At 43.8% G+C, this 21,938-nt stretch carries 21 protein-coding genes and 2 pseudogenes; 12 read left to right on the top strand and 11 right to left on the bottom strand.

The features are described from left to right. Nucleotides 1-12: 12 nt before the first annotated feature. Nucleotides 13-954 (top strand): DUF3080 domain-containing protein, encoded by a 942-nt coding sequence (locus KHN79_RS07340; RefSeq protein WP_182007765.1) that lies wholly within the window; start codon nt 13-15, stop codon nt 952-954. Here the strand turns inward: KHN79_RS07340 and KHN79_RS07345 are convergent. Beyond that, nucleotides 944-1,786 (bottom strand): DNA ligase, encoded by an 843-nt coding sequence (locus KHN79_RS07345; protein WP_182007764.1) that lies wholly within the window; start codon nt 1,784-1,786, stop codon nt 944-946. The two genes, KHN79_RS07340 and KHN79_RS07345, sit on opposite strands and share 11 nt — an antisense overlap. 294 nt (nt 1,787-2,080) lie before the next feature. Between KHN79_RS07345 and thpR the strand changes: the two genes are divergently transcribed. Next, nucleotides 2,081-2,602 (top strand): RNA 2',3'-cyclic phosphodiesterase, encoded by a 522-nt coding sequence (gene thpR / locus KHN79_RS07350; protein ID WP_182007763.1) that lies wholly within the window; start codon nt 2,081-2,083, stop codon nt 2,600-2,602. Nucleotides 2,603-2,768: 166 nt separating this feature from the next. Then, the gene (locus KHN79_RS07355) at nt 2,769-3,338 is read left to right on the top strand and encodes an NnrU family protein (RefSeq protein ID WP_182007762.1); all 570 of its coding nucleotides are present in this window, start codon (nt 2,769-2,771) and stop codon (nt 3,336-3,338) included. Nucleotides 3,339-3,509: 171 nt separating this feature from the next. Here KHN79_RS07355 and KHN79_RS07360 read toward each other — a convergent pair whose 3' ends face one another. Then, complete coding sequence (locus tag KHN79_RS07360) at nt 3,510-3,881, bottom strand: hypothetical protein (RefSeq protein WP_182007761.1); 372 nt, start codon at nt 3,879-3,881, stop codon at nt 3,510-3,512. A 179-nt stretch (nt 3,882-4,060) separates the two neighbouring features. On the opposite strand from KHN79_RS07360, the gene KHN79_RS07365 reads away from it, so the two are divergent. From KHN79_RS07365 to KHN79_RS07400, 8 genes and pseudogenes are all read left to right on the top strand, one after another. Next, nucleotides 4,061-4,666 (top strand): thermostable hemolysin, encoded by a 606-nt coding sequence (locus KHN79_RS07365; RefSeq protein ID WP_182007760.1) that lies wholly within the window; start codon nt 4,061-4,063, stop codon nt 4,664-4,666. Nucleotides 4,667-4,673: 7 nt separating this feature from the next. After that, nucleotides 4,674-6,206 carry an AMP-binding protein gene (locus KHN79_RS07370; RefSeq protein WP_182007759.1) on the top strand — a complete coding sequence of 511 codons (1,533 nt, stop codon included), beginning with the start codon at nt 4,674-4,676 and terminating at the stop codon, nt 6,204-6,206. Nucleotides 6,207-6,216: 10 nt separating this feature from the next. Next, nucleotides 6,217-6,900: an iron-containing redox enzyme family protein gene (locus KHN79_RS07375; RefSeq protein WP_182007758.1), complete on the top strand. Its 684-nt coding sequence runs from the start codon at nt 6,217-6,219 to the stop codon at nt 6,898-6,900. An 8-nt stretch (nt 6,901-6,908) separates the two neighbouring features. Next, nucleotides 6,909-7,703: an SDR family oxidoreductase gene (locus KHN79_RS07380; RefSeq protein WP_182007757.1), complete on the top strand. Its 795-nt coding sequence runs from the start codon at nt 6,909-6,911 to the stop codon at nt 7,701-7,703. Between the two features lie 13 nt (nt 7,704-7,716). Beyond that, nucleotides 7,717-8,351, top strand: a pseudogene (locus KHN79_RS07385) (hypothetical protein). A gap of 3 nt (nt 8,352-8,354) precedes the next feature. Then, nucleotides 8,355-9,014 carry a response regulator gene (locus KHN79_RS07390; RefSeq protein WP_182007756.1) on the top strand — a complete coding sequence of 220 codons (660 nt, stop codon included), beginning with the start codon at nt 8,355-8,357 and terminating at the stop codon, nt 9,012-9,014. Further along, nucleotides 9,001-10,413: an ATP-binding protein gene (locus KHN79_RS07395; RefSeq protein ID WP_182007755.1), complete on the top strand. Its 1,413-nt coding sequence runs from the start codon at nt 9,001-9,003 to the stop codon at nt 10,411-10,413. Before KHN79_RS07390 ends, KHN79_RS07395 begins: the two co-directional genes overlap by 14 nt. 242 nt (nt 10,414-10,655) lie before the next feature. Continuing rightward, a complete protein-coding gene (locus tag KHN79_RS07400) occupies nt 10,656-11,039 on the top strand; it encodes a hypothetical protein (protein ID WP_182007754.1) in 384 nt (127 codons plus the stop codon). A 484-nt stretch (nt 11,040-11,523) separates the two neighbouring features. On the opposite strand, the gene KHN79_RS07405 is transcribed toward KHN79_RS07400, so the two are convergent. The 5 genes from KHN79_RS07405 to hrpA all read right to left on the bottom strand — a co-directional run bounded on the left by KHN79_RS07405 (nt 11,524) and on the right by hrpA (nt 19,460). Further along, complete coding sequence (locus KHN79_RS07405; protein ID WP_182007753.1) at nt 11,524-11,913, bottom strand: ATP-binding protein; 390 nt, start codon at nt 11,911-11,913, stop codon at nt 11,524-11,526. Between the two features lie 101 nt (nt 11,914-12,014). Further along, nucleotides 12,015-13,619, bottom strand: a complete 1,605-nt coding sequence (locus tag KHN79_RS07410) for a BCCT family transporter (RefSeq protein ID WP_182007752.1) — start codon at nt 13,617-13,619, stop codon at nt 12,015-12,017. A gap of 323 nt (nt 13,620-13,942) precedes the next feature. After that, on the bottom strand, nt 13,943-14,458 hold the full coding sequence (locus tag KHN79_RS07415; protein ID WP_182007751.1) for an outer membrane beta-barrel protein: 516 nt from the start codon (nt 14,456-14,458) through the stop codon (nt 13,943-13,945). Between the two features lie 348 nt (nt 14,459-14,806). Then, nucleotides 14,807-15,286 carry an outer membrane beta-barrel protein gene (locus tag KHN79_RS07420; RefSeq protein WP_182007750.1) on the bottom strand — a complete coding sequence of 160 codons (480 nt, stop codon included), beginning with the start codon at nt 15,284-15,286 and terminating at the stop codon, nt 14,807-14,809. A gap of 193 nt (nt 15,287-15,479) precedes the next feature. Beyond that, complete coding sequence (gene hrpA, locus KHN79_RS07425) at nt 15,480-19,460, bottom strand: ATP-dependent RNA helicase HrpA (RefSeq protein ID WP_182007749.1); 3,981 nt, start codon at nt 19,458-19,460, stop codon at nt 15,480-15,482. A 185-nt stretch (nt 19,461-19,645) separates the two neighbouring features. On the opposite strand from hrpA, the gene KHN79_RS07430 reads away from it, so the two are divergent. Further along, nucleotides 19,646-20,230: an FMN-dependent NADH-azoreductase gene (locus KHN79_RS07430; RefSeq protein WP_182007748.1), complete on the top strand. Its 585-nt coding sequence runs from the start codon at nt 19,646-19,648 to the stop codon at nt 20,228-20,230. 89 nt (nt 20,231-20,319) lie between these two features. Here KHN79_RS07430 and KHN79_RS07435 read toward each other — a convergent pair. The 4 genes and pseudogenes from KHN79_RS07435 to KHN79_RS07450 all read right to left on the bottom strand — a co-directional run bounded on the left by KHN79_RS07435 (nt 20,320) and on the right by KHN79_RS07450 (nt 21,764). Continuing rightward, nucleotides 20,320-20,769, bottom strand: a pseudogene (locus KHN79_RS07435) (DUF3291 domain-containing protein). 166 nt (nt 20,770-20,935) lie between these two features. Further along, nucleotides 20,936-21,322, bottom strand: coding sequence for a TM2 domain-containing protein (locus tag KHN79_RS07440; RefSeq protein ID WP_182028363.1), 387 nt, complete (start codon nt 21,320-21,322; stop codon nt 20,936-20,938). Then, complete coding sequence (gene yidD, locus KHN79_RS07445; RefSeq protein ID WP_348541281.1) at nt 21,322-21,588, bottom strand: membrane protein insertion efficiency factor YidD; 267 nt, start codon at nt 21,586-21,588, stop codon at nt 21,322-21,324. The genes KHN79_RS07440 and yidD overlap by 1 nt, the downstream gene beginning before the upstream one ends. Next, nucleotides 21,549-21,764, bottom strand: a complete 216-nt coding sequence (locus KHN79_RS07450) for a DUF4177 domain-containing protein (protein WP_182007746.1) — start codon at nt 21,762-21,764, stop codon at nt 21,549-21,551. The genes yidD and KHN79_RS07450 overlap by 40 nt, the downstream gene beginning before the upstream one ends. Nucleotides 21,765-21,938: the final 174 nt, after the last annotated feature.

Here is a 21,938-nt window from a genome sequence, read left to right on the forward strand (position 1 = left end):
GAACAGGCAGTAATGGAGAAATATCATGAACGATTAGCCAATGTACTGGGTGTATCAAGTGCAGAAATCACGCCTTTACCTCCTGTTACTATACCAGCTCGGCGTGATTTGTTTCAGTCTTTACCAAGGTTATCACTCGGGCTTCTAGAAAGTTTTCAACTGCGTCAATGTGGATTATTTAATCTCGTAGCAGCCAAAAATTCTCAGCTCGGAAAAGTTCAGGATGCCTTTCACGATCTGGATTACCAGATATCTCTGCTTAGAACGCTAAATTCTTGTTTGACGAATTTCTCACTAAGCGATGGAGAGAGAACAAAATTAGAACAGATATACGGACAAAAATGGCACCATCTTCAGAGGCATCTTGATAACTTACTACTTACAAGCGGCGCAATGCAAAAACAGTTAACCGCTTCCGATTGGCTAGATATAAAGAGCAAAAACCAAATAGCTCCCGTCAGCGATCTATTTAATACTCTCAATGAACTCTATGACATTCCAAACCAAGCAGTATCTCGCTTGCCTGATGTCAACTTGGTGGATTACCAGGAAGAAATAGAAAAGTCTCGCCTGGTCGGTAGACTTTATTATTCCCTTGCTAACACGACGCTTTGGTTAAGTGAAACGACTCGCATGCTTGAGTCTAACCAAGATAAAATCCTTTGTGGTAAAAATCGGGATACCACCCAGTTTCGGTACTTAAATAATGTATTTCAGTTGATCTACGTAAAAGAAGTTCAGCCATATTTAGCCTACTTAGACAGTACCTATCAGCGCTTAAATGTCGGTATTGAGTTGATTGAAACGAGAATGGATCTTCACGGAAAAAGTTACGGACTTATAGAAGTACACAGTACGTTTAGAAAAAAGACCTTGGAACATGTAAAGTTTTGGCAGGGTCTTTTTAAACGTTGCAATGTATCAGTAGGTAATAGCAATCAAGCTATTCTTTAAAGCGCTCACGTAAAAAACGGGCGAACTTCGGTTTACCGGTATGAGTGAATCCGTTATATCTGAATGTGATGGTAGATCCAAGTCGGGGCGGATTACGGCGCACTTCATCAGTAAAACCACTTCCAATATAAAACTCTGTGCCATCTGGCATGCGCACGAGTAGTGCACCCATCATACCTAATAGCCGCCCTGTTCCCGGCTTGTACCCTATTACGGTAGCTTCAGTATCTTCATATCGCTTTAGTTTGAGCAAGTCACTTCCCCGGCCAGCCTGGTAACGACTTGATACTTTCCTTAACATAACCCCTTCACCGTCAGACAATGAAATTTTATCTAACTGACTAAACAAGTGTGCTTCATCCTGAATCGTTTTGTGCTCAACATACTTGATGTGCGGCTCATCAATACCAAACACTAAATTTTGAATATTGTAGTAACGCTTACGGTAGTCACCCGCCGAGTAAGGCATATCAAATAACATCAAGTCTATTTTTTGCCATGCTTTGTCCACTGGTGTCTTATCCAGCACGGTTTGCTGCACCAGATGAAAATTACCCCGCCCGGCCCAAAGCTCACCATCAAGAGGGTAATCAGGAAGTGGATCAGTAAACCAGGCAGGTGCGTAAATTCTGTTTCCGTTGCGGGTCACTAAGTGCTGCCCTGTCCAATATGCACGGATTCCATCCAACTTTTCACTGTACCAATATTCAGAGATATCAATTCCAACTTGATAGGTTTCAGCTAAAGAGACAAATGGCGTGAAAGATGATTCTGCTTGGGACTGAGAGGATGCCATAACAGCAAGAGCAATCAATGTCATTTTCAGGGGCATGGGGTTAACCTTAGTACAAAAAACCGTCTACATTGAAGCGTAACTCTATTCGATTACCTATTTGTCAGTAGCTATTCTTCGACTCACAACAATAATTGGGAGAAATAGATTGCAACTTCTTTTTCGGTCTTTAGACAAACTGCTCCTTATCATTGCAATAGTGCCTACTTTAAAACGCTGACTTTTTTATTTTGCCCTTTACCAACGCTTATAAATTCCCAAATTTGATGATTGCTCGGTTACGAGCATAATATTAATTAGATGAGTGGAGTCTGCTTTTGACCAGGTGTTGATATGAGATTATTTTTTGCACTGACATTTGACGATGCGACCAAACAGGATTTGACGCGCTATCAGGAACTTGTTCGTAGCCACGGTTTGGAAGGACATAATACTCGTAAACAAAACTTTCATATCACATTGGCCTTCATCGGCGAGTGCTCAGAAAAAGAGAAACAAACGTTAATTAACCTTTTACACCAACTCAAGTCAGAGTGTGGCAGCTTACGCATTCATCGTTTAGGCTCTTTCCGCCAAAAGCGAAGCAAATTACTTTGGTTGGGTATAGAACATAATCACGCACTAACTCAGCTTAAAGAAGAACTCGACACTGCGCTGTTAACTCAAAATTTTGTTATAGAATCAAGAGACTTCATTCCACACATTACACTGTTTCGTCACGTATCCGGAGGCTCTCAAGTCAGAGACATCCACATTACGCCAAGACAAATCAGCGTTTATTCAATTGCTTTGATGGAGAGCAGTTACCGAGAGAGTAAGCTGGTTTATCAGGTTATAGATGAAATTGTTCAATAGTTTGTTTTCATTTGATAGCCATATTTGACTTCGTTTGAGCGAAACGATACTTCCTGCCTGAGTTGCATCTCGATTTATAGATACATTCTTAACTCACTGCCTTAAACAGTGAATTACGAACTATATTAATGGAATAAAACCTATCTCTTAGCAATGGAGCGGCGAAATGTTTAGTTTAATACTAGGTATAGTATTGTTTTTTGGTATTCACTCGATTTCTATTGTCGCACCAGAACATCGCGAGAGATTCGTAGCGATGAATGAAAAAGCTTACAAAGCGGTTTATGCATTAGTGTCGTTTTTAGGTCTTTACCTGATTGTTACTGGGTATGCTTCTCTAAGGGAAAATCCGAACATTATCTATTTTGGAGTTCAATCTTTAAGGCCACTAGTCTCCATTTTGATGCTTATCGGGTTCATCTTGTTCTGGGCTCCCTATTTCCCCGGCAAAATTCAAGCAGTCACAAAGAACCCACAGTTAATAGCGGTAGTTCTTTGGGCGTTTTCTCATTTGTTAGTGAATGGAAGCATAGCGGATCTGATGTTGTTCGGCTCTTTCTTCGTATGGGCAGTGGTTGACCTTGTTTCGATGAAAAAACGTCAGCAAAGAGTTGTGACGCCTTTAAAAGCCTCGTGGGTAAATGATGTGATAGCGATAGTAATTGGATCGGTCATTTACGGCCTATTTGTTAAGTTTTTGCATACTTCTTTAATCGGTGTTCCCTTGGTGAGTTAATAGTTAAAAGCAAAGTAAGCCCCGAAGAATATCTTCGAGGCTCACAAATAGCAGAGCCATTTCATTTTTATCTAACTTCAACGCCGCACTGAGTATTACATGCAAACTTTACATTATTGTCTTAACAAAAGAGGCATATAAGCTAATTAACTTTGCCTTATCCAGTCAATATTATTTCTGGCTATCTAGCATTGCGTTGATAGATTCTAGCTGGCTTTGCTCAAACGCTATTCGAGCTTTAACCATATCAATATATTTAGCCTTAACTTTTGGGTCCTTAATTTTATCCAAGTGTGCTTTTAGGCTGTCAGTATCATGCATATAGCCCATTCGGTGTCCGCGATGATGGAAGTCGTCACTATCAAAACGTCCTTGCATCATTCCATGACCATAACCTCGCCCCATCATGCCTGGACCACCATATGGGCACACTGCATTACTACTATATTTGTCGGGTTGAGTGCTTTCTGGGGCTGCCCAGCTAGCTATAGGAAAACTTGCCATCAGTGCTAGCACCAGTAGAGCCTGTTTACGTATCAACATAAAATTTCTCCTCATTTACGGTCCCCTCTTAGTAATAGACGATAATTTCCCCGAATGTCGTGACAGGATAAATTTCTTTGTAATCCACCGTTAAAACTCATTTAGATTTGCTTCCTTAAGAGTTTCTTAAGTTTCGCGTTTTATTTTGTTGGTGACTCAACAAAAAAGTGGAAGCGCTAATGAAAAATCAAGAACAGACTTCTATACAGGGTTTTACTTTAGACATCGTCAGTCCAACTCACCCACTTTGGCATAAAGTGATCGAGCATGTTTCACTGCGTTACCAAAAAGCGTTCTTTGCCGAACTCAAGATATTTATGCCCGCTTACTTAACACTCACCGATAACGACAGCATTATTTCCGTGTGCGGATTTCGCATCGCCGAACAGGAACCACTATTCCTGGAACAATACTTAGACGATGAAGCCCAGAACCTTGTCTCCAGCATTTTTCAATGTGACGTGAAACGTTCCAACCTTGTTGAATTCGGTCACCTTGCTTCATTTGCAAAAGGGATGTCTGCCTTGCACTTTTACCTCATCGCTCAGATGTTGGTGGAACACGGTTTCGAGTGGTGCATCTTCACCGCCACTGACCCTCTTCATGCCATGATGGCCCGCCTAGGTTTAGAGCCGCAGGTCATAACCCACGCAGACCCGAATAAAGTCCCCGACGCGCAATCCACTTGGGGCTCTTACTACGAGCACCAACCACGCGTACTAGCAGGAAGCCTGGTCAAAGGATTAGAACGCCTTCGATTAGTAAAAGAACGAAAACAAGCATAGGTACAGTATGAACAATCTCCTTACTGCGATTAAAAAGTGGGCGGAAACTATTCCAAACCAAACAGCGCTTATAGGTGCTGATGAGCAAGGAAAGAACGTAAATATCACCTATTCTGAGTTGCTACAGAAAATCCAGTACACTTCAAATGAATTAAGGGCCCGAAATGTCAAAGCACTGGCACTGCGCTCTGAAAACTGTGTGAACTGGGCAATTATCGATTTGGCAGCAATGAGCGCGAATATCGTCGTAGTGCCTATCCCGACTTTCTTTTCTGAGACACAACTGGAACACACTTTAAATACATCCGACGTTGACGCTCTGATTGGCGACTGGCGAGACGTATCGCTTCCGACACAAATGAGTTCGGTAATAGACCAGAGTGTTTCTACAATCGCAGGGTTAACTGTGTTACGCAGAACAGCTCAAAGCTCTAATACGTATATTGATGGAACGGGAAAGATAACCTATACATCGGGCTCGACCGGACATCCGAAGGGCGTCTGCTTAAGCAACGAGCACTTGTTGCAGGTTGCAAATTCACTCGCAAACAGTGTCAGTGGGCTCGCTCATTCTCACTTGGTATTGCTTCCGCTTTCTACGCTTCTGGAAAACATTACCGGTATTTATGTCCCGCTCATATTAGGTGTGACGTCCTGTATTCTACCCGGTACTAAAACTGGCTTGATCGGCTCCAGCCAATTTGACGCCACTTTATTTGCTCATACCTTGGCCGAGATAAAACCTCACAGCTTAGTGTTAACTCCTGCTCTGCTACTCGCCCTTATCCAGCTAGTCAAACAACAACCATCACTTGCCCACTCACTGAATTTCGTCGCAGTTGGGGGCGCTCGTGTTTCATCTCAACTGATGAATGCCGCTCATGCGCTGAACATTCCAGCATTCGAGGGTTACGGATTATCAGAATGTGGCTCGGTGGTTTGCTTAAACACACCTTCTTCATTCAAATCCGGTACGTGCGGAAAACCACTGCCTCACACACAAATTCGAATCGCCGAGGACGGTGAACTACAGGTCAAAGGCAACACCGCTCTAGGTTATTTAAATGAGCCCTTTAATCAAGAATGGTTGGCAACCGGGGACTTAGCTCAGCTTGATGAGCTAGGTTTTGTTACTTTATCCGGACGCAAGAAAAACCTCATCGTCACTGCGTATGGACGGAATATTTCACCAGAGTGGGTAGAGTCCGAAGCAATGGCATTTCTGCCCAATATACCGCTTATTGTCACAGGTGACGGAAAGCAAACTTTATGTGCCGTTGTAGCGGAAAACGACAACTTGACGGCGAAAGTTTCTGAATTAAACAGCACACTCCCAGATTACGCCCGCATACAAACTTTAATCGTCCTTGATAACCCGAGAGCTATAACAAGTTGGTACACCGAAAACGGCAAACTCAAACGCATCAACATCGAACATAGCGTTACTCAGCTGCTCAATAACACCAGTTCCAAATTACTGCTGGAAGGTCAAAAGGTAAAAAGAATAGACCTGGCTCTACAGCAATCTGTCACTTCTTAAGGAGAAGGTTATGACCCTTTTTTTTGAACAACTCAAACAACAGACTTCGTCAGCTCAGAAAACCATGCTCAATGCGCCCGTGATTGCTGACGTCCAACAAGGGAATATATCTAAACAGATGTACATCGCCTTTCTTACACAGGCTTACCATCACGTTAAACACACAGTGCCTTTATTGATGTCCTGTGGCGGCAGACTGTCCGCTGAATACGAATGGATACGCGAAGCAATAGCTGAATACATTGAAGAAGAAAAAGGACATCAGGAATGGATTCTCAACGACATACGGGCATGTGGCGGTAACGCCGATGCGGTCCGCAACAACCAAGGCGAAGGGAAAGCCGGACAAGCAATAGAGTTAATGGTCTCCTACCTCTACCACAACATTGACCGGAATAATCCGTTATCCCTTTTTGGCATGGTATGGGTACTGGAAGGCACAAGTGTGAGTATCGGTGGACAGATGGCTGAGAATATTCAATCTACGTTGGAGCTTCCTCCTTCGGCGATGACCTACCTCGTTTCCCATAGCATATTGGATCTCGACCACCTGCAATTCTTCGAATCTCTGATGAACAGAATCACCAAAGAGGAAGACAAGCGCGCAATCATCGAATCCGCCAACATGGTGTTTTCTCTTTACGGAGAAATGCTACGCGCTTTGCCATCTTATACAAACCAGCAAGCAGCATGAGGTGAGCCATGATAATAAAAAACAGTACTATTGTACTCACTGGTGCAACCGGCGGTATCGGCCAGTCTATTGCGGCTGAGTTGGCCAAGCAAGGCGCTAAATTGATTCTTATCGCGCGAAACGAAGAAAAGCTAATCGCTCTGAAAAACGCTCTGAAAAACCCGGAATCTCATGACGTGTTGGTTGCCGACATCACAACATCAGCAGGCCAGAGAGCAATAAAAGAACTGGCAAGGAAACATAACAAAGTAGATGCATTGATTAACAATGCAGGGTGTAACGACTTCTCACTATTAAGCCAAAAACACCCGACACAAATCGAAGCAGATATTCAGCTAAACTTGGTTGCTCCAATGCTGCTGTGTCAATCTGCCCTAACCTGGCTCAACCAACCTGGGGTGATACTCAATATTGGTTCTACATTCGGATCGATTGGTTATCCCGGATATACCTCCTACTGCGCAGCAAAAGCTGGACTGCACCGATTTACGGAAGCACTGGATCGCGAGTTATTTTCCACTGGCATCCGAGCTTTATATCTCGCACCAAGAGCAACACAAACATCACTCAATAGCGATGCCGTTAGTGAAATGAACCACAAACTTGGCAACAAAACAGATTCTCCACAAGTGGTCGCCGAGCATGTCATCAACATGCTTGAGAAAGAGATTTCAGCCAAATGGATTGGTTGGCCGGAAAAGCTATTTGCACGTCTAAATCAACTACTGCCGCATGTTGTTTCTTCAGCAATTAAAAAACAGCAACAGACCATCCATCAATATGTTAACCGAGTAAGCCATTAAAAGGACAGAAGCGATGAATACTAAACAATTACTATGTACTTTAACTGTATGTTCAACGTTGGCTTCAACCGTAGCGTTGGCAGCTAATACGCCGCTTCAAGATGTACAACAAAAATGGGCAGAATGCCAGTACAGCACTCCTAGCGGTGATGAAAAGGAACAATGCTTTAACTACGCGATCACAAGAACCAATCTTTATTTAAAAAGAGAACCAGGAAATCCGGAGTTGACCGTTTGGCTTGCCATCAATAAAGCCTCTCTTGCCGGCGCTCAGGGTGGCATGGGTGCGTATCTTTGGTGAAAGAAGCAAAGTCTCTGCTTGAGCAGGTCATTAACACCTCGCCACAAACTCTTGAAGGATCGGCATACACCAGCTTAGGATCGCTCTATTATAAAGTACCGGGATGGCCAGTTGCCTTCGGTGACGACGATAAAGCAGAACAAATGTTGAAAAAAGCTTTAGAGATCAACCCAAACGGTATCGATCCGAACTATTTTTATGGTGATTTCCTTGCAGAAGAAGGAAGAGAGCAAGAAGCGAAAGTGTACCTCACTCGCGCAATGCACGCCTCTCCTCGCCCTGACCGTCCTTTAGCAGATAGAGGCAGAAAACAGGAAATAGAAGCAACGCTACGGAGACTCAAATAATTTATGCGGTTATTACTGGTAGAAGATGACAAATTACTCGGTCAGTCCATGGTGACATCTCTCGGTCGTCATGGATATACCGTTGACTGGGTTGAAAAAGGGTCAGGCGTGACAAGCGCACTAAAAACGGAAGCTTTCACAGCCGTGATTTTAGACCTGACCCTACCCGATATTGATGGATTAGAAGTTTTGCGCCACATTCGAAAAGGCGGGTATAAACTACCAGTAATGATACTCACCGCAAGAGATGACATTCGTGACCGCGTACAGGGCTTAGACGGAGGCGCTGACGATTACCTCGGGAAGCCCTTTGCTCTGGAAGAATTACTGGCCAGATTACGAGTTTTGATAAGACGCCAATCCGGAAGCGCTGATGAGCTCATTCAAGTAGGCTTGTTGACCTTGTCACTGTCTGAGCAGAGCATCCGCTATGATAACGTGCCACTAAAACTGACTCGAAATGAATTCAAAATCCTGACAAGCTTGATCACCAATGCCGGCCGCGTCCAAAGTAAAGAACAACTACAGCAATCTATTCACGGTTGGGACGAAGGAGCCAGTGACAATGCCATTGAGGTGCATATTCATAACTTACGCAAAAAAGCGCCGGACGTAGCCATTAAGAACATTCGCGGTGTGGGGTACATTCTTGAAAGATCATAAGCCGTACTCTCTCAAACGTAAGCTTACTCTCTCCGTTGGATTACTGGTCTCCTCATTGCTGCTCATCTCGTTATTTTTCAGTTTCCAATCGGCCAAACATGAAGTAGAAGAAGTCTATGATGCAAGGCTTGGTCAGTCGGCTAAGCTAATGTTTCTCACCCTCTCAGTTTCCAAAGAAGAAAGTAAGCTTGCCAATCACAGCGAGCTGTTCCAGCGATGGATGCAGAATATTAAACTGCTGTCCAAAGAAGACGATGACAAAGCGACAAAGTTCGGGCATCCATATGAACAAAACCTCGTGTTTCAGTTCTTCCGAGACGATCAACTGCTATGGAGCTCGACTCCTCGCTTAAGTCCTCTCTCCTCTTCATCAAATAATAATGGCTATTCTGACATAGAACAGGAAGGTACTACATGGCGCACTTTCCAACTCTCGTTTCCACAAAGCGTGCATAAAAATGAATACGTAGTGGTTGCTGAAAAGCAAGAAATAAGAGACGAAATCATTCGTGAAATCGCAATGTCGACCTTGTTAGAACAAGTCTTGCTACTACCTACTCTGTTACTGCTGCTCTTTTGGTTGATTGACCGCTACTTTCGTCCCATCAACGAGCTTCGCAGTGCGATCACTCAGCGAAATGCGCATCGTCTGGATCGAATTCATGTCAAAGACAGCACTACAGAGCTAGACCCGCTAGTGGATGCGTTAAACTCTTTACTGTCTGAACTAGAACAGGCATGGCAACGCGAACAGCGATTTACTCGTGCTGCTGCACACGAGTTAAAAACGCCGCTGACTATCCTGCGCCTTAATGCAGAAAACGCGCTTGAAAGTAATGACCCGGAGCAACTGCGCGGCGATCTGGAGAACATTCTCAAAGGCATAGATAGAACGGACCGACTTATCCATCAGTTATTGACGTTAGCGAAAGTAGACACGCTTTCTACAGGTGTCTTTGAGACCATCGAACTTAAACCACTACTGCAAACAGTGATTGCCGAACTCGCGCCTTTAGCTTTAAGACAGGGTCAAGACATCAGCCTGAGCTCGCCGGATCTTAAATTATCGGGAGACCCGCTCTTACTCGGAGTCCTATTCCGTAATCTTATCGACAACGCCATTCGATATTCCGGAACGCACAGTGAAATTCAGATAAGGGTTTCTCAGGCGCCTGATACCATCAGCGTATCTGTATCTGATACTGGGCCAGAAATTACGCAAGAAACTCGCGAAAGAATTTTTGAACAATTTTATCGTGGTCACTCCGAAACCGGAGATGGAGCTGGATTAGGGATGTCTATTTGCAAAGATATTGCTGAACGGCATAGTGCCTCAATTGAAATAACGCCTCGGAAAAATGGAACGAACACTTTTGTTGTTCTGTTTCCTCGCCGGTAGTCCCCGGAGTTCACCGGATCCGATTTTAATGGATTTACTAGTCCTGAGCTACACTCCTGTCCGTAAGATATCGAGTGGTAATCCAAGGCGGTAAACATCAGTCTTATAATCAAAATCACCGAGTCGCATTATTATTCACTAAAAAAGACTAAAAATCCCAACCTAAGCATTCCCTTAACGTCTGCAATAAATTAGACTCGAATGAAAACCAACAGCTGTGTAGAAGACAAAAAGGAATGGCAATGAGCTCAAGTATGATCCTTAATGAATCCCTGATCGAAAGCGGAAGAGATATCCCACTTACCGAACTTTTGTACGCAAAACGCGTGCTTGATAACTACATGGCAGTCGCTAAGGATAGTAGTCCTCTTGAGTTACTTGCGGAGATGAAGGCGGCTGCTCAACAGGTCGAGTACTTTAAAACCATCGATAACCCATGTGCAGCTCGTAACGCCATAAGCAGTATGATTGATGAAATTGACAAAGCGAGTTCATTCGTTGAATTTAAAGCTCTTGCGGGAAAGCCTTCTCAAGCGCTGCACGAGTTAATTGAAGATCGTGCACAACTGATTAAACGCGAACGTGAACTACTTCTAGCTTCAGGCTACGATGCATCACGTATCTAACTAATTTCTTTACGAAATAGAAAAGGAGCACCGCGTGCTCCTTTTTTCTTCTCGGTAAACAAAAAGACTGACCTACATATCGTTTCCGTCTTCTGTACTATCTCCGCTACGGCAATCATCGCCAGTGCCATTTTTGTTCAGCGCTAAAACCCAAGATAGAAACAGGAAATTACTTAATCCGCACCCTCTTTTTCTAATCTCTGCTATATCATCCAATACCGAATAGAGAATAAGACAAGAGCCAATAACCGGAAGCAGCCAGCATAAGGCTAACGCACTTATCTTTTGCTGAAGACTGAACCCATCGGATAGGACAACACAATACGACACAACGAGATTCAAATAAACAAGCATTCCAACAAGGAACAGAGTTACCAGGTAAGTTAGCACACTGATTTCCTAATTCGTTTTCAGTAATCCTATAATGCTGTCTTTCGCGCATAACCTCAAAATCGAATCAGAGAGTTAGCTCGCATTTAAATGCTTAATCCTGCCACTGCTGACGCATTTTACTAATTGTTTCCAGTGGCACATTGTGAACACTCTGATAATCACCGTCGCAAATCCGTATATCAACTTCAATCCCCTTCTTGTTGCAGAAATCTAAGTAGCGCTTCATCTCCCAATGGCGAACAAAGGTATTACTGACAATAACGGTTTTGCCTTTGTTTAACCATTTGCGAGTTTGATGGAAGCACCATTCATGCGCCTGTGGCAATTGTTGCGGGTTGAAACAATACTCACCATCCGCAGTTTCAAAGTACATGTCTGCTTCAAAATGTTCAGCGTTGAGGCTAATAGCTAACTGTTTTGCTAGTGTCGTTTTCCCTGAACCGGGAAGACCACGAATAAGAATGAGTTTGGAGTTAGTCATGCATTATAGGTATGAAGTAGTAAACGGTCAGACTGTAAAGGAATTTTCTAAAAAGGAAAGAAGAAATAAAAAATGCCGAGCGATATGCCCGGCATTGAAGATTAATGGCTCGTGGCCAGTTGTTGCCTGTAAGCAGGTAACTCGGTTCTTAAACCTTTCACCAGACTGACACACATGACCAGAAGCACTAACGTAAATGGCAGACCTGTTGCCACAACGCCTGACTGCAATGCTTGCAAGGCTTCTTTACCACCAACCCAGAGCATTACTGCGGCAATAGAACCCTCTATACATGCCCAGAAAATTCGTTGCGGTACCGGAGCGTCGATCTTACCGCCAGCGGTAATACTATCGATAACCAAAGAGCCTGAATCCGATGACGTAACAAAGAAAACAAGAATCAGACCGATAGACAAAATCGAAATTACCGAGCTGTATGGCAGTTGGTCATAAACATGGAATAGTGTCAGGGAAATATCCGTAAGACCATTTGTACCCAATTCACCGACTTTATTTACTACCTGATCGAGTGCTATACCACCGAAGATTGCCATCCAGATCAGTGTCACGACTGTCGGAATGATAATAACTGCAAAGATGAACTCTCTTACTGTACGACCTTTAGAAACACGAGCGATAAACATACCCACAAATGGAGACCAGGATACCCACCATGCCCAGTAGAACACCGTCCAGCCTTGCATCCAGGTTTCGTCCTCACGACCATGAGGATTACTCAGTGGAATAATGTACTCGGCATACGACTTAGCTGCGTCAACAACTGAACTGAATGCAGTATCAAAACTGATGAAAGTAATGAAAATAAGCAGCGCAAATGCGACCAACATGTTGACATTACTCAATACCTTTACACCACCATCAATACCGCGAATAACTGAAAGTATTGCTATAAAGGTGACAAAAGCAATGACGATCATTTGTGTACCAACACCACCTTCAAGACCGAATACATGGTTAATACCACTTGTCGCTTGTTGTGCACCTAAACCTAGAGAAGTCGCTAAACCAAACAGCGTAGAAAGTACCGCCAAGATGTCGATGACATGGCCTAGCCAGCCCCATGCCCGATCTCCAAAAATTGGATAAAAGGCAGAACGCAGAGAAAGTGGTAGGCCCTTGTTGAATGTAAAGAAGGCGAGAGAAAGGGCTACAAGCGCATAAATTGCCCAGCCGTGTAATCCCCAATGGAACATGGTAGCGCCCATTGCCAGAGACTTTGCTTCTTCAGAGTAAGGCTGTGCATTTAATGGCATGCCCCACCAGTCAGTGAAGTAAGCTGTCGGTTCCGCAACACTCCAGAAGAGTAGACCAATACCCATGCCGGCTGCGAACAGCATAGATAGCCAGGAAACTTTAGAGTGATCGGGTGTTGCGTCTTTACCGCCTAAACGGATTTTACCAAGAGGTGATAGCAGTAGAACAACAGCGAACAGTACGAAGAAGTTAGCAGACCACATAAAGAATGCATCAAACTGTTCGATAATTCCGTTTTTAACACCGTTTAATGCATCACGAGCCGTGTTAGGTTCGACTAGAAGAAGAGAAACGAGACATAAAACGATAAGACCAGCACTGATGCCGAAGACGGGGTTATGTATATCGAATCCCCACTTTTGTACGTTGTCCTGTCCTACCTGATAATCGGTTGTCTCAATACTATATTTTTTAAATGAATTGTTATCCATAAATACAAATTTAACGTAATTTGAAACGCTTCTCTGATGAGAAGTACTCCAATCGCGCCCTCCATTAATTTGAACACTAATCTTTAAAATCGAAACACACTCTAACACAAGTCACAAAAACATGCAAAAACACCACTTTTTGCAGTATAAATAGACAAAATCAGACCAAACCATGCAATGGCTTGAAATAAATAACTACGACGTCTAATGAATATTAGAGCATAGTTAATTTTAATAATAGAACTATCAAAAATAGACAGAACCAATAAAAATGGCCGTACCATACAGCACGACCATTTATTGAAATCTTAAAAGGAGTAACTCTATAAGAAGTGAAAAGTAACGTTACCAGTAAAGCTGTCTACAGAGTTACTATCGCTATCAATATCGACCCCAAATGCCTGGTAACTAGCGCCGATAGAAAGGTTATCGAAAACGAAGTATTCTGCCCCTACACCATACATATAAGAGACGCCGTCGTCCTTGTCGAGAAAACTCAGAGTGCCTTTATAGTCAACATCAAAAGCGTTGATGCCACCTTTTGCGTAAATGTGGAACGGCCCCAAATCAATGCTTGGTTTTATGGCTAAATAAAGGGAAGAAAAATCTCCGTCACCTCGATTACCATCCAAATTCAGACCGACTTTGCCGTGGTTAAAGTAACCCGCCTCGATGCCAATAAGAGGTAAAATGCCGGTACCGACATGGATACCATAGGTTGTATCACTTTCGCCTTCGATATCAGATTGACCGATTTGACCGCCTGCGTAGAGCCACGAGTCAGCAAGAACAGACGTTGAGCACAATGCTAGAGCAAATAACGATATTTTTGTTTTCATACTTAAACTATCCTGTCCGGTTATTACATGAAATCAGAAATCACACTTCCTTTGTAATAGCCAATATATCGGAAAACATAGATATTTTAAGATCAAACCATGAATAATTTATATTCAATTAGTTGTATTGTGACATTTATACCCGAATAACCTCAAGATGTTAGGTTCAGCGAGAATAACTCTGCTTACAGGCGAGGCTAGGATTTGAAGATATTGTGGTGATTACTGTGTACAGGAACTAAGTTCACCAAAGAAGCAGTGAGACGTTTCCACAGCGAGAAGTCATTTGGATAGATAAACAAAAACACCGGCAGTTGCCGGTGTTTGAACTATCGAAAAACTCGATAATTACAGGAAGTGCAGAGATGCATTCAGAGAGAATGTACCAACATCATCACTACCTGTCGTGTAGTTCATGTAGCTTGCACCCATAGACATTGGGCCAAACACAAAGTACTCAACACCTACACCGTACATAAGATCCAGGCCATCATCATCGCTGCCGCCATCTACTTTCTCATCCCACTGGTGGAAACCACCTTTAGCGTAAATGTGTAGCGGACCGAAATCGATGCTTGGTTTCAGTGCTGCGTAGTACGAAGTCAGCTTAGTGTCTTTACCGTCAACATTAAATTCACCATGTTGAGTCACACCAGCTTCAATACCGATGATCGGCAGGATACCAGTACCTACGTGCACAGAGTAAGACGTATCTGTCTCACCTTTGTAGTCAGATTGACCAACAGTAGCGCCACCATAAATCCAAGAGTCAGCCATTGCCGCAGAAGATGCGCCAAGTAAAGCCACTGCTAATAGAGTCTTTTTCATCATTTACCTTTACTCTTTATTATTCCCCACGCCTTCTTACATCAGACGTTGGTACTGCAAATATCAGGGAGGCGGTGAACTGCCTCCCATAGTCAAAAAAACAACATAACTTAATAGGCAAGCAATTACTGTACCAGTAACTTGCCAGTAGTCAGGATTAAAATAGCCCAGTTCTGGTTATTTTACCGGGCGATCAACAAGCATCAATCGCATTTTTAACTCTCTTATCTGAAACCGGATAAGGAGTGCCTAATTGCTGAGCAAAGAAACTGACTCTCAGCTCTTCAATCATCCAACGTACTTCTTTCACGTTTTCCGGAATTGCCATCCCTTTCGGAATCTTGTTCAACAACTCTTTGTAGTCATTGGTGACAGACTCAATTTTCAGCATATGCAGACGGTCTTTGTTAGGATCGATTGGTAACTTCTCCATCCGACGCTCAATCGCACGCATGTAGCGCAGAATATCAGGAAGGCGTTTCCAGCCACATTCGGTTGCAAAGCCTTTAAAAATTAAGCTTTCAATTTGAGCTTTAATGTCCGAAAGCGCAAATGCCATGGTGAAATCAATCTTACCTTTCAACTTCTTATTTATGTTGAAAGCCGTCGTCAGAATGGTTTCCACTTGCTTGGCAATTTCCACCACCGTATCACCGAGTTCAGCGCGAACATGCTCTTTCAACGCCTCAAACTTTTCTGGCTCCCAAACCAAGCCACCCTGCTCTTCGATAAGCTTGTCAACACCACACGCAATACAGTCATCAATAAGATCCAGCACTTTACCGTACGGATTAAAGTATAAACCTAGTTTTGATTTATTTGGCAAATTGGCGTGTAGATATTTAATAGGCGACGGTACATTCAACAAAATTAAACGGCGCTGGCCGGCACGCATTGCTGAGATCTGTTCGTACTCAGTTTCGTATAGTTTGATTTCAACGCTGTCTTTAGTATCAACCAACGCTGGGTACGCTTTAACGTCGTAACCACCGCGTTTTTGTTGGTAAACTTTCGGCAGTTCTCCAAAGCTCCACGTATGCAGACCTTGCTGCTCGATATCGTCGTCAGCCACTTTCGAAAGGGTTTCCTGAACTTTGTCTTTCAGGCTTTCTTTCAGTTCATGAAGGTCCCGGTTTTCTTTCAATTTACGATTACGATGATCGACAGCGCGGAACGTGACTTTTAAGTGATCAGGCACCTGTTCCATTTTCCAGTCTTCACGCAGCACTTCAACGCCAGTCATACGGCGCAGCTCTTTCTCTAAAGAATCAAGCAACGGCGCTTCCATTGGCGTGACTCGTGCTAAGAATGCATCGGCGTAATTTGGCGCAGGTACAAAGTTCTTACGAACTGTCTTTGGTAGTGACTTAATCAGGCTCACAACCAACTCATGACGCAGACCCGGAATTTGCCAGTCAAAACCAGCCTGTTCGACCTGGTTTAAAATCGGCAACGGCAAATGTACTGTTACGCCGTCACTATCGTCACCAGGTTCAAACTGGTAGCTTAGCTTGAGCTTTAGGCCATTTTGATGCCAGAAGTTCGGGTAATCCAAATCGGTAATATGGCTGGCATCGCCCTTAAACAGCATCTCTTTTTCAAAGTTGAGCAGTTCAGGGTTCTCTTTCGACGCTTTCTTCCACCAAGTATCAAAGTGCTTACCAGATACTACTTCGGTGCCGACTCGTTGGTCGTAAAAATCGAATAGTTCATCATCGTCCACCAAGATGTCACGGCGACGAGATTTATGTTCCAGCTCTTCGACTTCTTGTAATAGCTTACGGTTTTGCTTAAAGAACGCGTGTTTGGTTTCCCACTCGCCTTCTACCAGCGCACTACGGATAAAGATCTCCCGACTGACTGTCGCATCAATATTGCCGTAGTTCACCAAACGTTTCGGTACGATTGGCACTCCGTACAGCATCACTTTTTCGTATGCCATAACCGCTGCGCGTTTCTTCGACCAGTGCGGCTCGCTGTAGCTGCACTTAATTAGGTGTTTCGCTAACGGCTCAATCCACTCTGGCTGAATTTTAGCGATGATACGACCCCAAAGTTTTGAGGTTTCCACCAGCTCAGCTGACATGATCCACTTCGGCTGCTTTTTAAACAAACCCGATGCAGGGAAGATATGAAAACGGGCATTGCGCGCGCCCTGGTATTCATTCTTCTCTTGGTCTTTCATACCGATGTGTGACAGCAAGCCGACAAGAATCGCACTGTGTACGCCATGGTACGAAGCAGGCTCATCATTAAGCTTAAATTCCATTTCACGCATCGATTGATGGATCTGGAAGTACACATCCTGCCACTCACGCACACGCAAGTAGTTCAGGTAATCTTGCTTACATTGCTTGCGGAACTGGTTACCCGTTAGCGCTTTCTGCTGCTTCTGGATGTAGTCCCACAAATTAACAAACGTCAGGAAGTCGGATTCTTCGTGGAAGAAACGACGATGTTTATCGTCTGACGATTGTTGTTTGTCTGAAGGTCGTTCACGCGGATCTTGAATCGACAACGCCGATGCGATAATCATCAATTCTTTTAGTGCACCGTATTTCGGGGCTTCTAACACCATACGCGCTAAACGTGGGTCGATTGGTAGACGTGCTAGTTGGCGACCAATGCTGGTCAGGCGTTTCTTCGGGTCTTTCGCTTCAGCATTAATCGCACCAAGCTCTTCCAGCAGACGCACACCATCTTGGATATTGCGTTTGTCAGGGGCTTCGACAAATGGGAAGGCTTGAATATCACCCAGACCAAGAGCCGTCATCTGCAAGATAACTGACGCCAGGTTAGTACGCAGGATCTCTGGATCAGTAAACTCCGGACGTGACTCAAAATCCTCTTCTGAGTACAGGCGAATACAGATACCCTCTTCCACACGACCACAACGACCTTTACGCTGGTTCGCACTTGCCTGAGAAACAGGTTCGATTGGAAGACGCTGAACCTTAGTACGGTAACTGTATCGGCTGATACGTGCCGTACCCGGATCGATAACGTACTTGATACCCGGAACCGTCAGTGAGGTTTCTGCTACGTTGGTTGCCAGTACGATGCGGCGACCAGCGTGCGGTTGGAATATTTTGTTCTGCTCACCTGCTGACAGGCGTGCATACAGAGGCACGATTTCGGTACTCTTCAGATTACGCTTTGAAAGCGCATCTGCCGTATCACGAATTTCACGTTCACCGTTCATAAAGATCAGGATATCGCCTAAACCTTCATCGCACAGTTCATCAACCGCTTCAAAGATACCTTCTAGCTGGTCACGATCGTTATCCTCATCACCACTTAATGGACGGTATCGGGTTTCTACCGGATAAGTACGGCCAGACACTTCAATAATTGGTGCATTATTGAAGTGATTGGAGAAACGTTCCGGGTCGATGGTTGCCGATGTGATGATCACTTTCAAATCAGGACGACGTGGCAATAGCTCTTTCAGGTAACCCAAGATGAAATCGATGTTCAGACTGCGCTCGTGCGCTTCATCGATAATGATGGTGTCGTATTGATTCAAGAAACGGTCGTGTTGAATTTCCGCTAGCAGAATACCGTCCGTCATCAACTTAATTTGGGTGTTTTCAGAAATCTGATCGTTAAATCGAACCTTGTACCCAACAAACTCACCCAGCTTGGTTTCCATTTCTTCCGCAATGCGGTTAGCAACCGAGCGTGCTGCGAGTCGACGTGGCTGAGTGTGACCAATTAAGCCAAACTTTCCACGGCCAAGTTCAGCACAGATTTTTGGTAGCTGCGTCGTTTTACCCGAGCCGGTTTCACCAGCGACGATAACCACCTGGTTTTCTGCTATCGCCTTAGCGATGTCGTCACGCTTTTGACTAACTGGCAGGATTTCCGGGTATTCAATTTTTGGCTGGAAGCTACCACGCTGCTCAGCAACCATCATAGATTTTGCAATATCGAGTGCGATTTCATCGAACACTGCATTACGAGCAGCGTCTTTCTTGATTTTATTGGCACCAGAAATTCGCTTACTCAAACGGAAGCGGTCACGCATCATGCACTGACCCAGCGCTTTGCGTAATGACGCTGCGCTGTTTGTTTGAGCTTGAGGTACCTGGTTCGCTGTCGCCTTTTGCGCGCCATTCGACGGAGCTTCATGCTCTTCAGCGGGATTATTTTTTGAGGGCTGTGACGAAGTCAAAGCGTTTCCTATTCTTTTCATTACATAAAACTGCGCGGATTGTATCACACAAGCTCTACAACGAAACAACCGAAGGCTATTCAATATTTTCGAATATCTTAAGCGAATCGCTAGTATTTTGAATCAGCTTGTCTTGCTTATAATAGCTCCCATAGTCGAAAGCACTCATTTAAGGAATAATAATTATGTCTCGTGTACTAGCTCTGAAATCAAGCATCCTTGGCGATTACTCTCAATCAAACAAATTGGTTGAAGACTTCATCAAAAATATAGATCAGGACAAACTAACCGTTCGCGACTTAGCAGCAAACCCACTTCCTGTTCTAGACTTCGCAGTAGCTACAGCGTTACGTGCAACAGAAGATCTTTCTCAAGAGCAACAAGAAGTTGTTAGCCTGTCTGATACGCTGATAGAGGAAGTGAAAGCGGCTGATACATTGGTTATCGCTGCACCTATGTACAACTTTACTATTCCGACTCAGCTTAAAAACTGGATCGACTTGATTGCTCGCGCAGGTGTAACTTTCAAATACACTGAAAATGGCGTTCAAGGCCTGATTGAAGGTAAAAAAGCGATCGTTGTAACGACTCGCGGCGGTATTCACAAAGACGCTCCGTCAGACATCGTTACTCCATACTTACGCGCTGTTCTTGGTTTTGTGGGCATCACGAACGTTGAATTTGTTTACGCGGAAGCGCTCAACATGGGTGAAGATGCAGCTGCGAAAGGCATCAATGAAGCACAAAGCCAGTTGGCAACGCTAGCGTAAGTTTTAGTCAAAGCTAATAAACACAAAAGGGATAGCTCAATGCCATCCCTTTTTTCATATCTACACAGCTTAGATAAACTGAGCGCAAATTACTTCGATGCTTCTGCCGCCGTAAAATTTGTTTTGAAAGTAAAGGAATAAGGCGTATCACCATTATTTCTGAGATGTTCAAGGCGCTCTAATGCTTCATTTAACGTTGGGATATGTCCATCCTCAACCCACCATAAAACGTAAGTGTCCTCCGCTAAGCGATGAAACCACTCCCCCTTCCTACGCATAAAATCACGGTGATGCGTTCAGAACATGAAGCTCTTTAGCGAGTCCACCGACTCCCAAACTGACATATTTACAATCATGTTAGGGTCATCAAACGCTTTGATATTTGTCGCATCACCCGACTCATCTTTAAGACGCCAGACAAATCCATCGCTATTTTCCGCAATACCATTAACCAACTCTAAATTGTCGACAAACTCTTTAATTTCTGGGGCGTCTAGCGAATATTTTGCTAACGCTATGTTTAACTGAGCCAGTTTCATGATGCTTCTTCCTTGAATGCGATAAAAATGTATAAGTGCCACGTCTAGTGTAGTAGTCATCAAATCATTAACTACCGAGTGAACAGATTATTAACACGAGTCCCTGTTTAAACTACGAAAGAGACAAATAACAATTTTTACTTTGACTCAGTGTATCGGCGCGGCTCTATCTCCTAATCTGATTAAAGATTTCACAAGACACATGGTAGTTGTGCTGCCTTGCTATTTTCTGCGAAAAGAACAACTGCGGTAACTCGTATGCAACGAGCAATATGAGTATAAGAAGTGCGCTTGGGTGCCCTAAAATAAACCCAATAATGCTGACAGACAACAGTATCAGCTCAACTGCGAATGAAGTGTACTTACCCAAATAGCAATGATGAAAGCCACCGAGAAAAAGCCAGTTTAACGCGGCGTAAGTATCGGGATCTTTGAGAGCTTCAGATTGGCGCTTATAGAATTCCTTTCTTTGAGGTTCCGGTAACAGACTTACCTGTTTTCTCAATAACTCTTCATTTTTTTCCAATTGTTCCATTGGCTCGAACCATCGCATTAGGGGATATCATCAACAATTTTTTCTACGAGGTCAGGTTGATTGCAGCGTTTGATTCTTGCCAACCCAAGCTTCCAGCCCTTTATCGCACCATACTTCTCAATACACCGCTTAGTGTACTCCGAGCAAGTTGGCTCAAAGTTACATTCAATGTTCAGTAATTGCTTAGAGCCACCGCTAGCCTGGTAGCGGTGGATTAGCTTCAAAGAAAGAATTTTAAGCAAAGTTAACGACCAAGAGTGATGAGTACAGACTCGCGATCCCAAAATAGCATAAAGCGTTTTTGTTCAACGACTTGAAACACAACCTGCCAACCATCTTGTGCATACTTGTTTAACTCTGACTCCATCTTTTGTATCGGCAGACCACTTGCGCCGAGGAAGATAGTGCCGCAACCGCCTTCAACAATGTGAACGACTTTATATTCTGTAAATTTTGTCATTTTCTTAACCAACTATTGTAATAAAAACAAATTATTACAGCACAAAGAAGACACTTCAATAAACAGTGCGCTGTAAACACTTATTCAGCGGCACTTAGCCGCTTTTTACTTTCATAATGATGCGGTCTTTCTTAGAACACTTCAAAGTATAGTCAGTTCGATAGCGATCGAGTC

Source organism: Vibrio sp. B1FLJ16 (genome assembly GCF_905175385.1).
Classification (GTDB): Bacteria; Pseudomonadota; Gammaproteobacteria; order Enterobacterales; family Vibrionaceae; genus Vibrio.